Annotated in this window: 18 protein-coding genes; 7 read left to right on the top strand and 11 right to left on the bottom strand. The window is 29.5% G+C overall.

The features are described from left to right. The 5 genes from CLV91_RS08045 to CLV91_RS08025 all read right to left on the bottom strand — a co-directional run bounded on the left by CLV91_RS08045 (nucleotide 1) and on the right by CLV91_RS08025 (nucleotide 4,668). The gene (locus CLV91_RS08045) at nucleotides 1-840 is read right to left on the bottom strand and encodes a CvfB family protein (protein WP_121066142.1); all 840 of its coding nucleotides are present in this window, start codon (nucleotides 838-840) and stop codon (nucleotides 1-3) included. Nucleotides 841-977: 137 nt separating this feature from the next. After that, nucleotides 978-1,316, bottom strand: coding sequence for a DUF2853 family protein (locus CLV91_RS08040; protein ID WP_121066138.1), 339 nt, complete (start codon nucleotides 1,314-1,316; stop codon nucleotides 978-980). Nucleotides 1,317-1,355: 39 nt separating this feature from the next. Then, nucleotides 1,356-3,083 (bottom strand): 2-succinyl-5-enolpyruvyl-6-hydroxy-3-cyclohexene-1-carboxylic-acid synthase, encoded by a 1,728-nt coding sequence (gene menD, locus CLV91_RS08035; protein WP_121066134.1) that lies wholly within the window; start codon nucleotides 3,081-3,083, stop codon nucleotides 1,356-1,358. Between the two features lie 51 nt (nucleotides 3,084-3,134). Beyond that, a complete protein-coding gene (locus CLV91_RS08030) occupies nucleotides 3,135-4,244 on the bottom strand; it encodes a chorismate-binding protein (protein WP_121067837.1) in 1,110 nt (369 codons plus the stop codon). Between the two features lies 1 nt (nucleotide 4,245). Further along, nucleotides 4,246-4,668 (bottom strand): hotdog fold thioesterase, encoded by a 423-nt coding sequence (locus tag CLV91_RS08025; RefSeq protein ID WP_121066131.1) that lies wholly within the window; start codon nucleotides 4,666-4,668, stop codon nucleotides 4,246-4,248. 213 nt (nucleotides 4,669-4,881) lie between these two features. Here CLV91_RS08025 and CLV91_RS08020 point away from each other — a divergent pair, with 213 nt between their 5' ends. Further along, nucleotides 4,882-5,526, top strand: coding sequence for an alpha/beta hydrolase (locus CLV91_RS08020; protein ID WP_121066128.1), 645 nt, complete (start codon nucleotides 4,882-4,884; stop codon nucleotides 5,524-5,526). A gap of 5 nt (nucleotides 5,527-5,531) precedes the next feature. Here the strand turns inward: CLV91_RS08020 and CLV91_RS08015 are convergent, their stop codons facing one another. After that, nucleotides 5,532-6,437 (bottom strand): hypothetical protein, encoded by a 906-nt coding sequence (locus CLV91_RS08015; protein WP_121066125.1) that lies wholly within the window; start codon nucleotides 6,435-6,437, stop codon nucleotides 5,532-5,534. A gap of 169 nt (nucleotides 6,438-6,606) precedes the next feature. On the opposite strand from CLV91_RS08015, the gene CLV91_RS08010 reads away from it, so the two are divergent. After that, the gene (locus CLV91_RS08010; protein ID WP_121066122.1) at nucleotides 6,607-7,806 is read left to right on the top strand and encodes an alanine dehydrogenase; all 1,200 of its coding nucleotides are present in this window, start codon (nucleotides 6,607-6,609) and stop codon (nucleotides 7,804-7,806) included. A gap of 1 nt (nucleotide 7,807) precedes the next feature. After that, nucleotides 7,808-8,194, top strand: coding sequence for a DUF4258 domain-containing protein (locus CLV91_RS08005; protein ID WP_121066119.1), 387 nt, complete (start codon nucleotides 7,808-7,810; stop codon nucleotides 8,192-8,194). On the opposite strand, the gene CLV91_RS08000 is transcribed toward CLV91_RS08005, so the two are convergent. Beyond that, complete coding sequence (locus CLV91_RS08000) at nucleotides 8,191-9,357, bottom strand: proline dehydrogenase family protein (RefSeq protein ID WP_121066116.1); 1,167 nt, start codon at nucleotides 9,355-9,357, stop codon at nucleotides 8,191-8,193. The two genes, CLV91_RS08005 and CLV91_RS08000, sit on opposite strands and share 4 nt — an antisense overlap. A 134-nt stretch (nucleotides 9,358-9,491) precedes the next feature. Here CLV91_RS08000 and aroB point away from each other — a divergent pair, with 134 nt between their 5' ends. Together aroB and CLV91_RS07990 are read left to right on the top strand one after the other, a co-directional pair. Next, nucleotides 9,492-10,553, top strand: coding sequence for a 3-dehydroquinate synthase (gene aroB, locus CLV91_RS07995; protein WP_121066113.1), 1,062 nt, complete (start codon nucleotides 9,492-9,494; stop codon nucleotides 10,551-10,553). 97 nt (nucleotides 10,554-10,650) lie between these two features. Next, nucleotides 10,651-10,977 carry a hypothetical protein gene (locus CLV91_RS07990; RefSeq protein ID WP_245987157.1) on the top strand — a complete coding sequence of 109 codons (327 nt, stop codon included), beginning with the start codon at nucleotides 10,651-10,653 and terminating at the stop codon, nucleotides 10,975-10,977. 1 nt (nucleotide 10,978) lies between these two features. Here the strand turns inward: CLV91_RS07990 and CLV91_RS07985 are convergent, their stop codons facing one another. The 3 genes from CLV91_RS07985 to CLV91_RS07975 form a co-directional block, all read right to left on the bottom strand. Then, entirely contained in the window at nucleotides 10,979-11,494 is a 516-nt protein-coding gene (locus CLV91_RS07985; protein ID WP_121066110.1) for a DinB family protein, read from the bottom strand. Nucleotides 11,495-11,563: 69 nt separating this feature from the next. Continuing rightward, a complete protein-coding gene (locus CLV91_RS07980; RefSeq protein ID WP_121066107.1) occupies nucleotides 11,564-12,043 on the bottom strand; it encodes an Lrp/AsnC family transcriptional regulator in 480 nt (159 codons plus the stop codon). Between the two features lie 105 nt (nucleotides 12,044-12,148). After that, nucleotides 12,149-13,267, bottom strand: coding sequence for a M14 family metallopeptidase (locus CLV91_RS07975; RefSeq protein ID WP_121066104.1), 1,119 nt, complete (start codon nucleotides 13,265-13,267; stop codon nucleotides 12,149-12,151). Nucleotides 13,268-13,485: 218 nt separating this feature from the next. Between CLV91_RS07975 and CLV91_RS07970 the strand changes: the two genes are divergently transcribed. Together CLV91_RS07970 and CLV91_RS07965 are read left to right on the top strand one after the other, a co-directional pair. Next, complete coding sequence (locus CLV91_RS07970) at nucleotides 13,486-13,863, top strand: hypothetical protein (RefSeq protein WP_121066101.1); 378 nt, start codon at nucleotides 13,486-13,488, stop codon at nucleotides 13,861-13,863. Between the two features lie 2 nt (nucleotides 13,864-13,865). Further along, nucleotides 13,866-14,675 (top strand): TerC family protein, encoded by an 810-nt coding sequence (locus tag CLV91_RS07965; RefSeq protein ID WP_121066098.1) that lies wholly within the window; start codon nucleotides 13,866-13,868, stop codon nucleotides 14,673-14,675. A gap of 122 nt (nucleotides 14,676-14,797) precedes the next feature. On the opposite strand, the gene CLV91_RS07960 is transcribed toward CLV91_RS07965, so the two are convergent. Further along, nucleotides 14,798-15,493, bottom strand: coding sequence for a DNA alkylation repair protein (locus CLV91_RS07960; RefSeq protein WP_121066095.1), 696 nt, complete (start codon nucleotides 15,491-15,493; stop codon nucleotides 14,798-14,800). Nucleotides 15,494-15,518: the final 25 nt, after the last annotated feature.

Below are 15,518 nucleotides of genomic sequence, written 5' to 3'. Positions count from 1 at the left end.
TTAATTTGATTTTATAACATGAATACCGTCTGTTTTAATTTCTATTTTTCTTTCTTTATACAAACTTCCTATTCCTTTTTTAAAAGTCTTTTTGCTCATCTGAAAAGTTGTCGTAATTTCTTCTGGAGAAGACTTATCATTAAAAGGTAAAAAACCATTTTCTTTAATTAGCATTTCAAAAATCTTATTCGCAGCAGGTTCTAAAACCCTAGTTCCTAATGGTTGTAAAGAAATATCTAACTTATTATCTTTTCTAATTGTTTTTATACAAGCAGGCATAGTATCTCCTATTGCAATTTTCTTAAACACCTCATTAGAATATACTAATCCTTTATGTTTATTATTTACAATAACTTCCCAACCTAAATTGGTTTGTCTTGTTACAATAATCTCAATTTGATCCCAAACTTTTAACTCTATATTATCGTTACTTAAAAAGCGGTCTAATTTATTAGATGCAACTAAACGGTTAGAGCGTTCATCTAAATAGCAATAAACAACATACCATTGTCCTTCTTGCATTTTAACTCTTTGTTCTCTAAAAGGAACTAACATATGCTTTTCTAAACCCCATTGCATAAATGCACCAAATTCATTCACCTCTACTACTTCTAATAGCTGAAATTCATTCGCCATTATATAAGGTTCTAAAGTGGTAGCAATTGGTCTTTCTTCATAATCTAAATAGCAAAAAACAGATATTTTACTTCCAATTTCATAAGACTCTGGCACATATTTATTTGGCAAAAGAATGTCATTACCATCATTATCTCCTAAAAACAGCCCTACACTTGTTGTTCGTAATATTTCTAAACTATTTAACTTCCCTAATTCTATCATGCTGCAAAATTACATTTTAAAAAAGAATTATAAGTCTTGTTATTAAAATATATAAAACAGTATATACAACATTAAAATTAGTACAAACAAAAAAACCGCTCTTGAGGAGCGGTTTCATTTTTTTAAAGAAATTCTTTCTAGTAAGCAGATTGCTTTCCAAAATGTTTACAAAGCATATAATAAACAACAGCTCTATGCTTATTTCTATTAGAAGAACCATATTTATCCATAACAGTTTTAATACCTTCATCTAACTTAGCAGAATCTGCCATACCTAATTTTTTGATTAAGTAGTTGTTCTTAACAGTTGCTAATTCTTTCTCGTCTCCACCAGATACTTTAGAAGCATCAATGTTGTAGATAGAAGGTCCTAATCCTATAGTAACTTTTGTTAATAAATCCATATCAGCACTTTCTCCAAACTTGTCTTTTATGTCTGCAGCGTACTTAGCAATTAGATCGTCTCTTTTACTCATAATGTTTAGTATTGTAATTAATTAATGGTTAATAAAAGTCTAAGATATGAAATCAAAATAATCAATCAAAATTTTATCATTTATTAATCTGGGGGTTTTTATTTCTAAAATTGCAGGTTTCTCTGTTATTTTATACATTTTTTTTAATTGTTCTTCTAATAAGTATTCAACATCCGCTTGCAAATATTCTAAATTATATAGTTTACAAATTTCTTTTGCAGATAAATTATTTTGCGTTTCAAAAAAAGTATTAAACATTTTAGAATCCTCTTTCCCAGGTAAAATTCTAAAAATTCCTCCTCCTCCATTGTTTACAACAATAATTTTAAAATCTTTTCTTAAATAATTATTCCATAAACCATTACTGTCGTAAAAAAAGCTTAAATCCCCAGTAATCAATAACGTAGGGGCGCTATAATATATAGAAGCACCAACAGCGGTTGACACACTCCCATCTATTCCGCTTGTTCCTCTGTTACAAAAAACAGGAATAGTTTTGTTATTATTAAAGAGTTGTGTGTAACGAATCGTAGAACTATTTGCTAATTGTAATTGATAATTATTAGGTATGCTTTTTAAAATAATATCAAAAACTTTAAAATCTGAGAACGGAATTTTACACAAATATTCCTTTCTTTTTAATTGATACTGATTTCTTTTTGCATTCCAAAAATCAAAATAGTTACTTTTATTATTTTTTGAATTCACTATAGATTTTAAGAAAAAAGAGGGTTTTTCCTTTATATGATTGGATAAACTAAAGTAAGTATCCAACGCTTTTAGCTTATCTATATGCCAATGTTCTGACGGTTTATAGCTTCTTAAAAAGGCTTTAATTTTTTTTGAAACTACTAATCCTCCAAAAGTTACTAAAATTTCTGGCTGTAAATTCTTAAATAGTTCTTCCTTATTGTTTGACTTTTCTATGGGTGCAAGAATACTATCTATACTTGGAAAAAAATTAGGATGATGTAGATTAGATGTAGTTTCTGTAAAAACAATAATTCGCGAATCTACCCCTAATGCATCTAATAACTCTTGGTCTATGGCATTAGGTTCATTAACCCCTACAAGTACTATTATACGCTCTGCACTACTCCATTTTTCTTTAAAAAACTCTATATTATTAGGTTTTCTATCATTTTTTTTATCAAAAATAATATTTGGAACTACAGATGGCTTAGATACCTTATTATATAATGGCTCTTCAAAAGGAATATTAATATGTACTGGTAATTTTAAATGTATTGCAGTGTTCAAAGCTGTATTTAATTCTGCATCATTATAAGTTTGTATGTTATCCTGAACATCTATATTTAATTCATACGCATTATAAACTTCACTAGCATGGTTCGCATCTTGTTTTAAGTTTGCCGAATACCCTATATGATTATTAAAAACATTAGTTTGCCTTATAGTTTGCCCATCGCCAACATCTACTTTATACGTAGGCCTATCTGCAGAAATTACAACTAAAGGAATACCACTATAATATGCTTCTGCAATTGCAGGATAGTAATTTAATAATGCACTTCCTGAAGTACAAACAACAACAACAGGTTCTTTTAATTGCTGCGCCATACCAAGTGCAAAAAATGCTGCACAACGCTCATCTACAATACTATAACAATTAAAAAAAGTGTTTTCTGTAAATGAAATTGTTAAAGGAGCATTTCTAGAACCAGGAGATATTACTATATTCTTAATTCCCTTTGCTTTACAATGTAAAATTATAGTTTGTGCAGATGCAATTGTAGAGTACTTCATGTAAAACAAAAATACAACGATGTACTAACTAAACCCAATTCTACAATAAGATTATACTGTATTAAGTATAAACAACATAGTTTTACTTTTATTTACAGTTTCTTTCCACTCTTTTTCTGGGTCAGAGTCTTTTGTTATACCACCACCAACATATATAATTGCTTTTGCATCTTTTAGTTGCATGCAACGTAAATTAACATACAATTCAGACACTGTTTTTAAAGATTTATAAGCATTATTTTCTGTGTTTTTACGCCTTGTAGTTCTTAAATTTTCTTGTTTAAAATTTAATTCTCCTAAATATCCAGTATAATACGCTCTCTTATAATTTTCCTCTTCTAAAATAAAAGATTTAGTTTCTTCTTTAGGCATACCACATACTGCTGGCGTAGGGTGTAGTACTTGTAAAATACTTTTTAAAGACTCATCTTTAATATCTGCAGTTAACTTAGTTCTTAAATGCCACAAATTTCCAGCACGAATAGATTCTACCTTAGAATACAATAGTTTGTCTACTTTATTCTCTAACGCATTTGTTATATACTCTGTGACTAAATTTTGCTCTACTAACTCCTTTGTTCCCCAAATAACTTCTTTATCTTTCTCATAGGATTTTGTTCCTGCTAAAGACATGGTAGTTAGCCTTTTATTTTCTAATTTTAAAAGAATTTCTGGAGTTGCTCCTAACCACATTCCTACTTTAGGATGATACCATAAATAGCAAAAAGCGGATGCATACTTTTGCAATAATGAACTAAAAAGTAAAAAAGGGTTTTTAGTACAGTTTAGTTCTATTTTTCTAGAAACTACTACTTTTTTAAAATTGGTATTCTCAATTTTAGAAATAGCCTTTTTAACTAACTCTATATGCATTTCCTTACCTTCTGTACTACTAGGATAATCTATTTCCAGTTCAGAATCAACAGCAACAGATTCATAAGTTTCTTCTAAAAATTCATCAAATTTTAATAATACAATAGGAGAATCACTATTAAAAGGAGCAAAAACAAATCCTTTTTCATCAAAGGAATTTACATTAAAAACAGTAGATGTAGATTGATAACCTGCATGTACCATAGTACTATTAGGTTTCCTATATAAAACAAAAGGCAAGTTAACTTCCAGTTGTTGTTTTGCTTTATCTAAAATTTGGGCAAGCATATTATTTTCTTGGTAAGGCAATGGTACTTAATTTACAAACAGATATTAAATTATTAGCATCATCTGTAACCTTAATTTCCCATAATTGTGTAGTACGCCCTTTATGTACTAAAAGTGCTTTAGCATATACAAAGCCTTCTTTTACACTCTTTACATGGTTTGCTGAAATTTCAATACCACGCACAAAAAAGTTTTGTCCGTCTAAAAAAATATACGAAGCTGTACTCCCAACACTTTCCGCTAAAGCTGCAGTAGCACCACCATGCAAAACACCATCTGGCTGATGGACTCTAGTATTTACTGGCATTTTTGCAATTAAAAAGTCTTCTCCAACATCTGTATATTCAATTTCTAAAGTCTCCATAAGTGTGTTTTTAGAGCTTTCATTACAAATAGTTAGAATCTTTTCTTTATAATCGTTCATGCCTTTTTTTTTGTAAAATTAAGCATTAGCTAAGAATAAAAGAAGTGTTTAAAAGGGAATGGCCTCTTATAGTAAAGTTTGGTTTTTTACCTTTACTCGATAATCGAGATTTAAATACTCAGAGGCTTGCCTCGAAATCAAAATTAGTTTCCTAATAAATGCCTCGTGGGCTTGCCCTGAGGTAGTTTACTATAATATAGCTATTATAACAAAATGAGTAATCAAGAAAAAAAAGTAAGTTACACTACAACGAACACCTACGAAACTCTAAACTCCTTAACCACTAAAACCAAAAACATATGGATTGTTTTACATGGTATAGGGTATTTAAGTAGATACTTTATTAAACATTTTGATTCCTTACCTCCGGAAGAAAACTATATAATTGCACCACAAGCCCCTTCTAAATATTACTTAAATAATAAATATCGTCGTGTTGGCACTAGTTGGCTCACTAAAGAAAATACTACTTTAGAAACACAAAACGTTTTAAATTATTTAAACAAAGTATACCAACAAGAAAATATAACAGACCAACATAAAGTTATTATTTTAGGGTATTCTCAAGGCGTTTCTATTGCTAGCAGATGGGTTTGTTATTCTAAAATCCAATGTAATCATTTAGTATTATATGGTGGTATTATACCTAAAGAATTAACTAAAGAGAAATTTTCTAACCTAATAAATAACAAGACAAAAATAACCTTCTTTATTGGGGATAAAGACGAATATATTACAGAAGCCAAAAGAGTTTTGGAAGAAAAAAGAATACAACTTTTATTAGATGGCAAAGCCAATATAATAGTCTATGATGGCGAACATGCCATTAAAAAAGAAATAATAGAATCTTTAGCGTAAACTACTTATTCAAAGTAAGTTATAGTCCTAGTTTTGTAGCTATTATCTGGCGTAATAATTTGTTTAATCCAATTACCAGAATCGCCATCATCATATTGGTACACATATTCTTTTATGGTGATAGTGTCTTCTAATTTCTCCTCCGTTTTAATCAGCATATCGTTTTCGTTATAATCATATCGTATAACTTCCTGTGGCTCAAACTCTTTTTTAACTGTATTAAATAAAAACTTTGTCTTAGAAACTATTTTACCATTTAGATTAACTATATCTTCCTCTGCAGATATTGCTTCACCATTTAAAAAAGTCTTAGTGAGTACTAATTTTTGTTCTGGAGTATTTTTCCTTTTTATTTTTGATGTTCTAATAGATTTAATAACCTCTCCGTTTAAACTGTACGTTTTTGTGTTTTCTCCTTTAAAATTTGTAAACGTAATAACTGTAGTATCTATACCAGTATCATTAGTTCTTGTAATTTTCTCTAAAACTTTTTCTTTAGAATAGGTATATTCATATTGTTCTAAAAACTCTTTAGAATACGTAAGTATTTTTTCTGTGATTTTTAAAGTTGTTGTACTGTCTATAGTATAAATATTAGCAATGGAAGTACTAGGGTCAAAAGTATTTTCTCTATAGTTTTCAAATCTTTTTTCAATTAAAAATTTTTCCTCATATTTATAATACGTAATAGAATAATCAGCATCACTATGTCTTGTAATTGATTTAGATAAGCGTCCATCTTTTAAAAATTCATATTCTTCTTTACCATATTTAGTATTAACTAAACATGTTTGCACGCTGTCTTTTAAATCAAAATCTTTCGTTGAAAAAATTCTAATTTCCTGAGCATTAACAGGAGAAAAAAAGTTTAAAAATAAAAACACAAAAAAATAGAGGGTGTAATTTTTCATAAAACAAAATTAGTTATATTCTTATTTACCAGAAACAATTACATAATAAAAGAACATTAAATTATTACTAATCTACCACAATAAGCACTAAGATTTTCCTTTATCTTATTATTGCATTAAAAGTTGTAAATTTGGTAATAACACCATTAATATTATTGCTTTTATTTATATGGATTTACCAATTTCTCCTTTTAGTAAACAACAACTTCTTCCGCAAGAAGAAACATTAGAAATATTAAAACAGAAAGGAGAACTTTTCATAGGCTTACCAAAAGAAAATCAACATCAAGAAAAAAGAATTTGTTTAACTCCAGATGCTGTTAATGCTATAACAGCAAATGGGCATAGAATTTTAATAGAATCTGGTGCTGGTGAAGGTGCAAACTTTACAGATGTAGAATACACCAATGCTGGTGCAGAAATTACTAAGGACACTAAAAAAGTATTTTCTTGTCCGCTTCTATTAAAAGTGGAGCCACCAACTTTAGCAGAAATAGAAATGCTAAATCCGCAAGCAACTATTATATCTGCTTTACAAATAAAAATACAAGAAAAAAGGTATTTTGAAGCATTGGCAAAAAAGAGAATTACGGCTATTGCTTTTGAGTATATTCGTGATGAAGATGGTAAATACCCTGCTGTACGTTCTTTAAGTGAAATTGCTGGAATATCATCTGTGTTAATTGCTTCTGAGTTAATGGCGGTTACTAATGAAGGAAAAGGTTTAATGTTTGGTAATATTAGTGGCGTTCCTCCTGTAGAAGTTGTAATTATTGGTGCTGGAACCGTTGGCGAATTTGCAGCTAGGTCCGCAATTGGTTTAGGAGCTAATATTAAAGTTTTTGACAATTCTATTACCAAGCTTAGAAATATACAAACCAATTTAAATCAGACCATATATACTTCTACAATACAACCAAAAAATTTATTAAAAGCATTAAAAAGGTGTGATGTTGCAATTGGTGCCACTAGAGGAAAAGACCGCTCACCTGTAGTAGTTTCTAGTACTATGGTAGAACACATGAAAAAAGGTGCTGTAATTATTGATGTTAGTATAGATATGGGTGGTTGCTTTGAAACTAGTGAGGTTACATGCCACAATAAACCTACAGTAGAAAAATTTGGTGTAGTACATTATGGTGTTCCTAATATTCCTTCTAGATACCCAAAAACTGCATCGGTATCTATTAGTAATATTTTTACTCCTTATTTACTAAAACTTGGAGAAGATGGCGGAATAGAAAATTCTTTACGTTTTGACAAAGGTCTTAGAAATGGTCTGTATCTTTACCACGGTATTTTAACAAATAAATCTGTAGGCGAATGGTTTGACTTACAGTATAGCGACATCAATTTTTTGATTTTTTAATATGGCATTTTTAAAGCGTTTAGGTTACTTTGTATTTGGCCTATCATTAGGCATTGTGTGTTTAACATTTTTCTTCAAGAAAAAATCGGATGAGACAGGTACTAGTTTATCTTTTTGTTATTTACCAAATTGTAGAACATTAAAAGACATACGTTCTAAACCTTTACATTACTCAGAAGAAATAAGTACCTTATTTTTAAATAAAGAATTAGACTCTACAGATATTGCTACTTTTTTAATTAACGGAGATGTAGATTTTGGTAATAGTGATACTAAATCTAATCCGTGTAAAACATACCTTATAGAAGGGGAATTACACGGAAAAGAAGCTACTTTAACAGTAAAAAATTGCAAAGACAAAGCACAAATAAGTAAAATTGAATACTAAATTTTCCTTCTCTTTCTTTCTTCTTTTAACAAAGTTAATTCTCTTGTAGTTTGCCCTGCTACAGATGTATTTTCTTCTGCCCTACGTATTAAATACGGCATAACATCTCTTACCGGGCCAAAAGGCAAATATTTAGCAACATTATACCCTTCGTCTGCTAAATTAAAAGAGATATGATCGCTCATACCATAGAGTTGTCCAAACCAAACTCTAGTATCCGATTTTTCTATGTTTTTATCTTTCAAAAGCTTTATTAAAGCATAACTACTAGACTCATTATGTGTACCACAAAAAAGAGAAATAATATCTAAATTATCTAAGATATAGCTAACTGCTGCATCAAAATTAATATCAGTATCTTTTTTACTAGCGCAAATAGGTGTTGGGTACCCCTTTTCTTTTGCTCTAGTATTTTCTTTCTCTAAATAAGCACCTCGTACTACTTTTAAACCTACAAAAAAACCTTTCTCTTTAGCTCTTTTATGTAAGCCTTCTAAATACTCCAAACGGTCCCATCTATACATTTGCAGAGTGTTAAATACAACCACTTTTTCTGTATTATATTTTGCCATCATATCTTCTACCATTTGGTCTGCCGCATTTTGCATCCAACTTTCTTCCCCATCAATTAACAAAGCTACTTCCATGTCGTAAGCTTTTTTACAAACTACATCAAATCTTTTTTTAACACGCTCCCACTCTAGTTTCTCATCTGTGGTTAACTCTGTGTTACTAGATACTTTTTGGAATAATGCAAACCTTCCAAAGCCAGTAGGTTTAAAAACTGCAAAAGGAATAGAATCTAATTCTTTTACAAAATTTAAAATTTTTAAAATCTTTTCTAAGGCTTCATCAAAAGTGGCTTCCTCTTCTTTACCTTCTACAGAGTAATCCAATACAGAACAAACTCCTTTTCCCCACATTTTTTCTACAACAGGCAAACAATCTTCTTCATTCACACCTCCACAAAAGTGGTCAAAAACAGTAGCTCTTATTAATCCTTCTACTGGTAAATGTGCTTTAATTGCAAAATTTGTCATTATTGTACCCATTTTTACTAGAGGCTCATTTGCAATCATTTTAAAAAGAAAATAAGCTCTTTCTAGTTCTGAATCTGTTTTTAAAGCGAATGCCGTTGCAGTATTCTCAAAAATTTGTTTCATTTATTAAAATATTAGTCAACATCAAATATAATAACACTTTTTGCATCCATTTCATTTAAAATAAGCTTTATTTTGTTCCCTATTAAAAAAAGATTTTTCTTTGAAAAATCTTTGAAAGAAACGTAATCGCAAATATGAAATCTATTACTACTACATCTTATTCTATACATTTTAATTTGGATGCTTTTAATGCTCTTAATGCGCATTTAGAGGAACATACGTATTCTACTATATTTATTATGGTAGATGAAAATACGCATGAGCACTGTTTACCTGCTTTTATGTCTCAAATTACTGGAGACTATGCGTTTGAAATTATAGAAATAGAATCTGGAGAAGAAAATAAAAACATAGAAACCTGTACTGGTGTTTGGAGCGCGCTTTCGGAACTTGGTGGGGACAGAAAAAGTATTCTTCTTAACCTAGGAGGTGGTGTTTTAACAGATTTAGGTGGCTTTGTTGCTTCTACTTTTAAAAGAGGAATTAATTTTATAAATATACCTACAACATTGCTTTCTATGGTTGATGCATCTGTAGGTGGTAAAACTGGTGTTGATTTAGGACCTTTAAAAAACCAAATTGGAGTTATAAACCAGCCACAAATGGTTCTTATTGTTCCAGAATTTTTACAGACTTTAGAAGCTAGGCAAATAGAAAGTGGCTTTGCAGAAATGCTAAAACATGGTCTTATTAAAGACAAAAACTATTGGGGAGAGCTTAAAAAGATAACCTCTTATAAAGAAATGGAAGCGCACATACATGATTCTGTTATTATTAAGAATGATGTTGTTACCATTGACCCAACAGAGCAAAACCTACGTAAAATATTAAATTACGGCCACACTTTAGGACACGCTATAGAGTCTCATTATTTAGAGAGTGAAGAATTGCCTACACTTTTACATGGTGAGGCAATTGCTATTGGTATGATTTTAGAAGGATACTTATCCTATAAACTTACAGGACTGCCTAAAAGTGAATTAGAAGATATTAAAGAAACTTTTTTAGGTAGATACAAAAAAATTGAATTTACAGAGGAAGGAATAAAAAGTATTCTAAAACTTTTAATTTTTGATAAGAAAAATTCTCATGGTAACATCAATTTTGTTTTACTAAAAAGTATTGGCGAAGCTGTCTACGACATTAAAATTAAAGACGAATTATTTTCCGAAGCTTTTTCTTACTACAAAGAATAAGAGATTCATACACTAAATTCTTCATTTTACAACTCTTTAAAAAAAGGAAAGCATAAATTATATAGATTCGGTAGTATAAAAACCAAACCTATACATTATGTTACGCAAACTTGTAGATTACAAAAAATTAGACCACAGCCTTGTTTCTCTTTTAATTGAAACATACCCGCATGGATATGGTGATGATGATATTATCATTTTTAAAAATTTAAATGGTGAAATTATAGAAACTGTTGAATTAAAAACAAAAGACACTGTTTATTTAGTAAAGATTAGTAAAAGCTTATCTAACTTTATTGCAAATTTTGAAGACAACGTAGAAAAAGAACTAGAGCCCAATACTACAAATGTTTTAGAAGAAGTAGACTCCTCCGAAATTCAATTAGGTATAGATTCAGATTCTTTAGAGAATGAAATAGAATAGATTAAAAATACCTGTCTTCTAAAATTTTCATGTGGTGTTTTTGGTGACCGCAAATAACAAAGCCTAATCCACCAACACTCCATTGTATATTACTTGCAGTACCTGTATGCAGCAACTGCTTTTTAGTAACATTTTTAAACAACGCAATTGTAGATTCTCTTACAGCAAGGAATTCTTCTAGTATGTTTTCTTTATTTCTATTCGCAATAGAAACTTCTTTTGCATAATCATTTTCATTAAATCCAGGTAAAGCTGTTTTATCATTTCTACAAAAGCATAGTGCCCTATATTGAAAAACTCTTTCTGTATCTATAATATGTAGTAAAACTTCTGCCACTGTCCATTTATCCTTACCATAGGCATAAGATAATTTAGTAGCATCTATAGTTTCTACTAAATCTTTAAACTGTTTTTTTCCATTAAGCAGTTCAGACATTAGTTCTACATCTTCAATAGCATTTAAATAAGTGGCATAAAACTCTTTATACGCTGCTTCTTGTAAATCCGATTTTTTCATTTTTATTAAATAAAAAATCCTAATTAAAATAATTTCAATTAGGATTCAGGTTTTTATTAATTAATGCTATTACAATTCATTAAAAATTTTATGCATTAATCGTTTTTTATCATTAATGCTTTCTTCTAAAGAAATCATTGTTTCTGTTCTACTAATTCCCTCAATATCATCAATTTTAAAAATAATATTTTTAGCATGAGTAGTATCTTTTGCTCTAATCTTACAGAAAATATTAAACTTTCCTGTAGTAATATGAGCAACAGTTACATTTGGAATTTCATTTAATCGCTCTAACACAAATTTTGTCTGGTGTGTTTTTTCTAAGAATACACCAACATAAGCTATAAAAGAATATCCTAACTTAACATAATCTATAGTTAAAGAGGAACCTTTTATTATTCCAGCCTCTTCCATTTTCTTTACTCTAACATGTACAGTACCAGCAGATATTAATAATTTCTTTGCTATATCTGTAAATGGTGTTCTAGTGTTATCTATTAACATATCTAGAATCTGATGATCTATCTCGTCTAACTTAACTTTGCTCATGGTTATAAATAGTTTAGATGCGAAAATAATAAATTACAATAGAAAACTCAATAAAAGTTGCCTTATTATAACAAAAATGTAACGTTCAGGTAATTAAATATCATATTATGCAATATATTCCTCCAAAAGTTCTATAAAAGGTTCCTTTTTTAAGACAAACAGCTCTTCATCTTTTAAACAATTATACGTTTTATGACCATAATAGGAGTTTTTTAATTTTCCAACCTTCTCTATAGTTGGCACAAACTCAATAAAACCATCTTTTAAGGTTTCTTTAAACAATATACCTATATCAGTATTTGCATCTAAATTTGGATTAATTTCCTCTACATTACTTATTAAAACATCTAAAAAAAGTTTTCCATTTTCTGGTATGGCAGTATAGTCTTTCTGGCTATAATTAGTAATAATCCCCAAACTAATTGTTCCAATTGCTTTTAGTAAAGATATATATATAAGCTCTCGTGTAGTTTCCCTTTCATAATCGTTAGGATAATGACCAGATTCAAAAAGTATCGTAGGAATATGTAACATTTGAAAAGTGTCTCCAACACAATTTGCATTAAACCCATCATCATACCTACCAACTTGCCCTGGAATTAGTTTTTGCAACTCAGTATTCATTGCCACAATTAATTGCATACTTATTCCTCTAGTTGTAGAAATAGTTCTTTCTTCATCGTGTGCAGGAGCTAAAAAAGAAACTGTTGCGGGCTTATTAGTTGTACCTACATTAAAAATAGTACGCTGATCATGTAAATTAAAGCAATAGTTAGGTTTAAACTTTTTATACTCTGCCATTAAAATAGTACTCTCGGGTTGCGTTTGGTTTTGCGCATCTCTATTCAAATCTATCTTATTTGCATTTATTCTAGTATACGCATCTGCTCCATCTGGATTTAGCATGGGAATAATATGCAAAGTACAATTTGCTTTTATCTCATGTACCTCTTTAGTATCTTCTTGTAAATAATTAAATAAATCTAATACTGCTTTTGTAGTGGTAGATTCGTTACCATGCATCTGAGACCACATTAAAATTTTATTAGAACCATTACCCACAGTAACACTATAAATTTTTCTTTTTTGGACAGAATCCCCAATATAGGAAACACTAAATTCTGAAGGTAATTTTTCTAAAACAGAGATAATTTGTTCATTAATTACATAACGACCAGTAACCGATTTCTCTTTTATTCTCTTATATTCTGTGGATGATAGCATCTAAAATTCTTAAATTTAATTAGTAAAAATACAATCTATATAAATTACATTTGCAACCAGTAGAGTATTTTTTGTTATGTTATTAATTATTCAAACAGAGTAAAACTAAAAACACACTGCAATTATTTAAAAATCAATTATTTAACTAAATTTACATGCATAAAAACTTAAGCCAAAACGTACAAAAAGATATATCAATTTAAATACCTCATTAAACTATGATAAAAAAGTTAAGCTGTATACTATTACTAGTATTATCAGTAATTTCTTGTTACCAACCAGAACGAAACTGTTCCGACTTTAAAACCGGAGAATTTTTGTTTACTTATGAAGTAAATGGAGTTACTAAAACTGGTAAATTTATACGTGATAAAGATTACAGCGTAGATTATTATGATAATAAAATTGACAGCGCTTCTGTACGGTGGTTAAATGATTGTGAATTTGTTTTAAAAGATTTAAATAATGATATTGCCATTCATTATAAAATATTGAGTACCACAAAAAATTCTTATACTTTTGAATATAAGAATGCAGTAAAAGACACCAATAAAAAACTAATAGTAAGAACAGGAACCGCAACAAAAACTAAATAACCATGTTTGAAATTTTTTCTAATCCAGATGCTTGGATAGCTCTTTTAACCTTAACCTTTTTAGAAATTGTATTAGGTATAGATAATATTATTTTCATATCTATTGCTGCAGGAAAATTAGAACCTGCTCAAAGAAAAAAAGCAACCAACATAGGGTTAGTATTGGCTATGGTTATGCGTATTGTACTTCTTTTTGGTATATCCTTACTAACGTCCATGAAAAAACCTTTCTGGGTTATTGATTTGGATTGGATTTCTGGCGGTATTAGCGGACAAGCAATAATTCTCTTTGCTGGTGGGTTATTTCTACTATATAAGAGTACAAAAGAAATACATGAAAAAGTAGAAGATAAAGGTCATGATGAAAGAGAGGTAACCAATGCACGTTCAAAAACATTAAGTAACGCCATAGTACAAATAACAGTTATTAATATTGTTTTCTCTTTTGATTCTATTTTGACTGCCATAGGAATGACCAATGGAATTTCTCCAAATCCTAATGATGCATTAATTTTAATGATTGTTGCCGTGGTAGTTTCTGTAATAATAATGATGTTATTTGCTAACCCAGTTGGGGAGTTCGTAAATCGTCATCCTTCCATACAAATACTTGGATTATCTTTCTTAATATTAATTGGCTTTATGCTTATTGCAGAAGCAGCACACCTTGCTCATTTAATTGTTTTTGACAATGAAGTTGGTACCATACCAAAAGGATATTTATACTTCACTATAGCCTTTTCTTTAATGGTAGAATTTTTTGATTTAAGAATGAAAAAAAATAAAAAAGGAGTCCCTAAAAATATGGAATAGTAATTTTTACTCGATAATCGAGATTTAAATGCTCCGAGGCTTGCCTCGAAATCAAAATTAGTTTCCAAATAAATGCCTCGCGGGCTTGTCCTGAGGTAGTTTCCTATTTATAAAAAAACACTCTAGTAAAACATTTTACTAGAGTATTTTACTTTCAATAACCTTAATGCCTCTCTCCTACTTAATGGCTCTAAATTTGTATTCTCTACAAATTCTTCAACCCATTTAGGATTGGTTCTGCTATATTCTCTTAAAACCCACCCTATAGCTTTATTTATAAAAAACTCTTTAGAGCCTAACAAATTATTAATTGTATTACGCAATACCAATGTATCTAATTCCTTTTTATATTTTAATTGAAAAAGTACAGTACTACGTTGTAACCAAATATTATTAGACTCCAACCACTTTTTAATAGTTGTAGCTTTAGTTTCAGGGAATTTTTTAAAATAAGCACCCAATAGTTTAACTGCAATAAAATCTACTGTATCCCACCAAGATTTATTAGTAATCATAAATTCGTAAAGTAAAATATCATCTAATTCTTGGCCTTTTATATATTTAAACACTAATTCTTGTCCAAAATGCTGAAACTCTCTTTGTGGTTTATCCCATAAAATTTTAACCAATTTTGGTAACACCTCTTTAGGAAGAAGGTAAGATGTAATTAAAAAAGGTTTTTGAATTTCTCTTCTAATTGGAGTTTTTAAGCCATAATAATCAAATTGATCACGCATATACGCTTTTTGATGCTTAGCAACTAGACTATTAGCACTATTAGCAAATTCATTTTCAAGGCTCTTTATATATTCTTCCATTAGTAAAATATCAATCTTAAAGTAC

The organism is Maribacter vaceletii, from assembly GCF_003634105.1.
Taxonomy (GTDB): domain Bacteria; phylum Bacteroidota; class Bacteroidia; order Flavobacteriales; family Flavobacteriaceae; genus Maribacter_B; species Maribacter_B vaceletii.
This window is presented reverse-complemented; position numbering and strand designations above follow the sequence as displayed.

Bases quoted from the DNA above. Each gene is read 5' to 3' on its own strand.
- CLV91_RS08045 (WP_121066142.1), bottom strand. From the start codon at position 840: ATGATAGAATTAGGGAAGTTAAATAGTTTAGAAATATTACGAACAACA.
- CLV91_RS08040 (WP_121066138.1), bottom strand. From the start codon at position 1,316: ATGAGTAAAAGAGACGATCTAATTGCTAAGTACGCTGCAGACATAAAA.
- menD (WP_121066134.1), bottom strand. From the start codon at position 3,083: ATGAAGTACTCTACAATTGCATCTGCACAAACTATAATTTTACATTGT.
- CLV91_RS08030 (WP_121067837.1), bottom strand. From the start codon at position 4,244: ATGCTTGCCCAAATTTTAGATAAAGCAAAACAACAACTGGAAGTTAAC.
- CLV91_RS08025 (WP_121066131.1), bottom strand. From the start codon at position 4,668: ATGAACGATTATAAAGAAAAGATTCTAACTATTTGTAATGAAAGCTCT.
- CLV91_RS08020 (WP_121066128.1), top strand. From the start codon at position 4,882: ATGAGTAATCAAGAAAAAAAAGTAAGTTACACTACAACGAACACCTAC.
- CLV91_RS08015 (WP_121066125.1), bottom strand. From the start codon at position 6,437: ATGAAAAATTACACCCTCTATTTTTTTGTGTTTTTATTTTTAAACTTT.
- CLV91_RS08010 (WP_121066122.1), top strand. From the start codon at position 6,607: ATGGATTTACCAATTTCTCCTTTTAGTAAACAACAACTTCTTCCGCAA.
- CLV91_RS08005 (WP_121066119.1), top strand. From the start codon at position 7,808: ATGGCATTTTTAAAGCGTTTAGGTTACTTTGTATTTGGCCTATCATTA.
- CLV91_RS08000 (WP_121066116.1), bottom strand. From the start codon at position 9,357: ATGAAACAAATTTTTGAGAATACTGCAACGGCATTCGCTTTAAAAACA.
- aroB (WP_121066113.1), top strand. From the start codon at position 9,492: ATGAAATCTATTACTACTACATCTTATTCTATACATTTTAATTTGGAT.
- CLV91_RS07990 (WP_245987157.1), top strand. From the start codon at position 10,651: ATGTTACGCAAACTTGTAGATTACAAAAAATTAGACCACAGCCTTGTT.
- CLV91_RS07985 (WP_121066110.1), bottom strand. From the start codon at position 11,494: ATGAAAAAATCGGATTTACAAGAAGCAGCGTATAAAGAGTTTTATGCC.
- CLV91_RS07980 (WP_121066107.1), bottom strand. From the start codon at position 12,043: ATGAGCAAAGTTAAGTTAGACGAGATAGATCATCAGATTCTAGATATG.
- CLV91_RS07975 (WP_121066104.1), bottom strand. From the start codon at position 13,267: ATGCTATCATCCACAGAATATAAGAGAATAAAAGAGAAATCGGTTACT.
- CLV91_RS07970 (WP_121066101.1), top strand. From the start codon at position 13,486: ATGATAAAAAAGTTAAGCTGTATACTATTACTAGTATTATCAGTAATT.
- CLV91_RS07965 (WP_121066098.1), top strand. From the start codon at position 13,866: ATGTTTGAAATTTTTTCTAATCCAGATGCTTGGATAGCTCTTTTAACC.
- CLV91_RS07960 (WP_121066095.1), bottom strand. From the start codon at position 15,493: ATGGAAGAATATATAAAGAGCCTTGAAAATGAATTTGCTAATAGTGCT.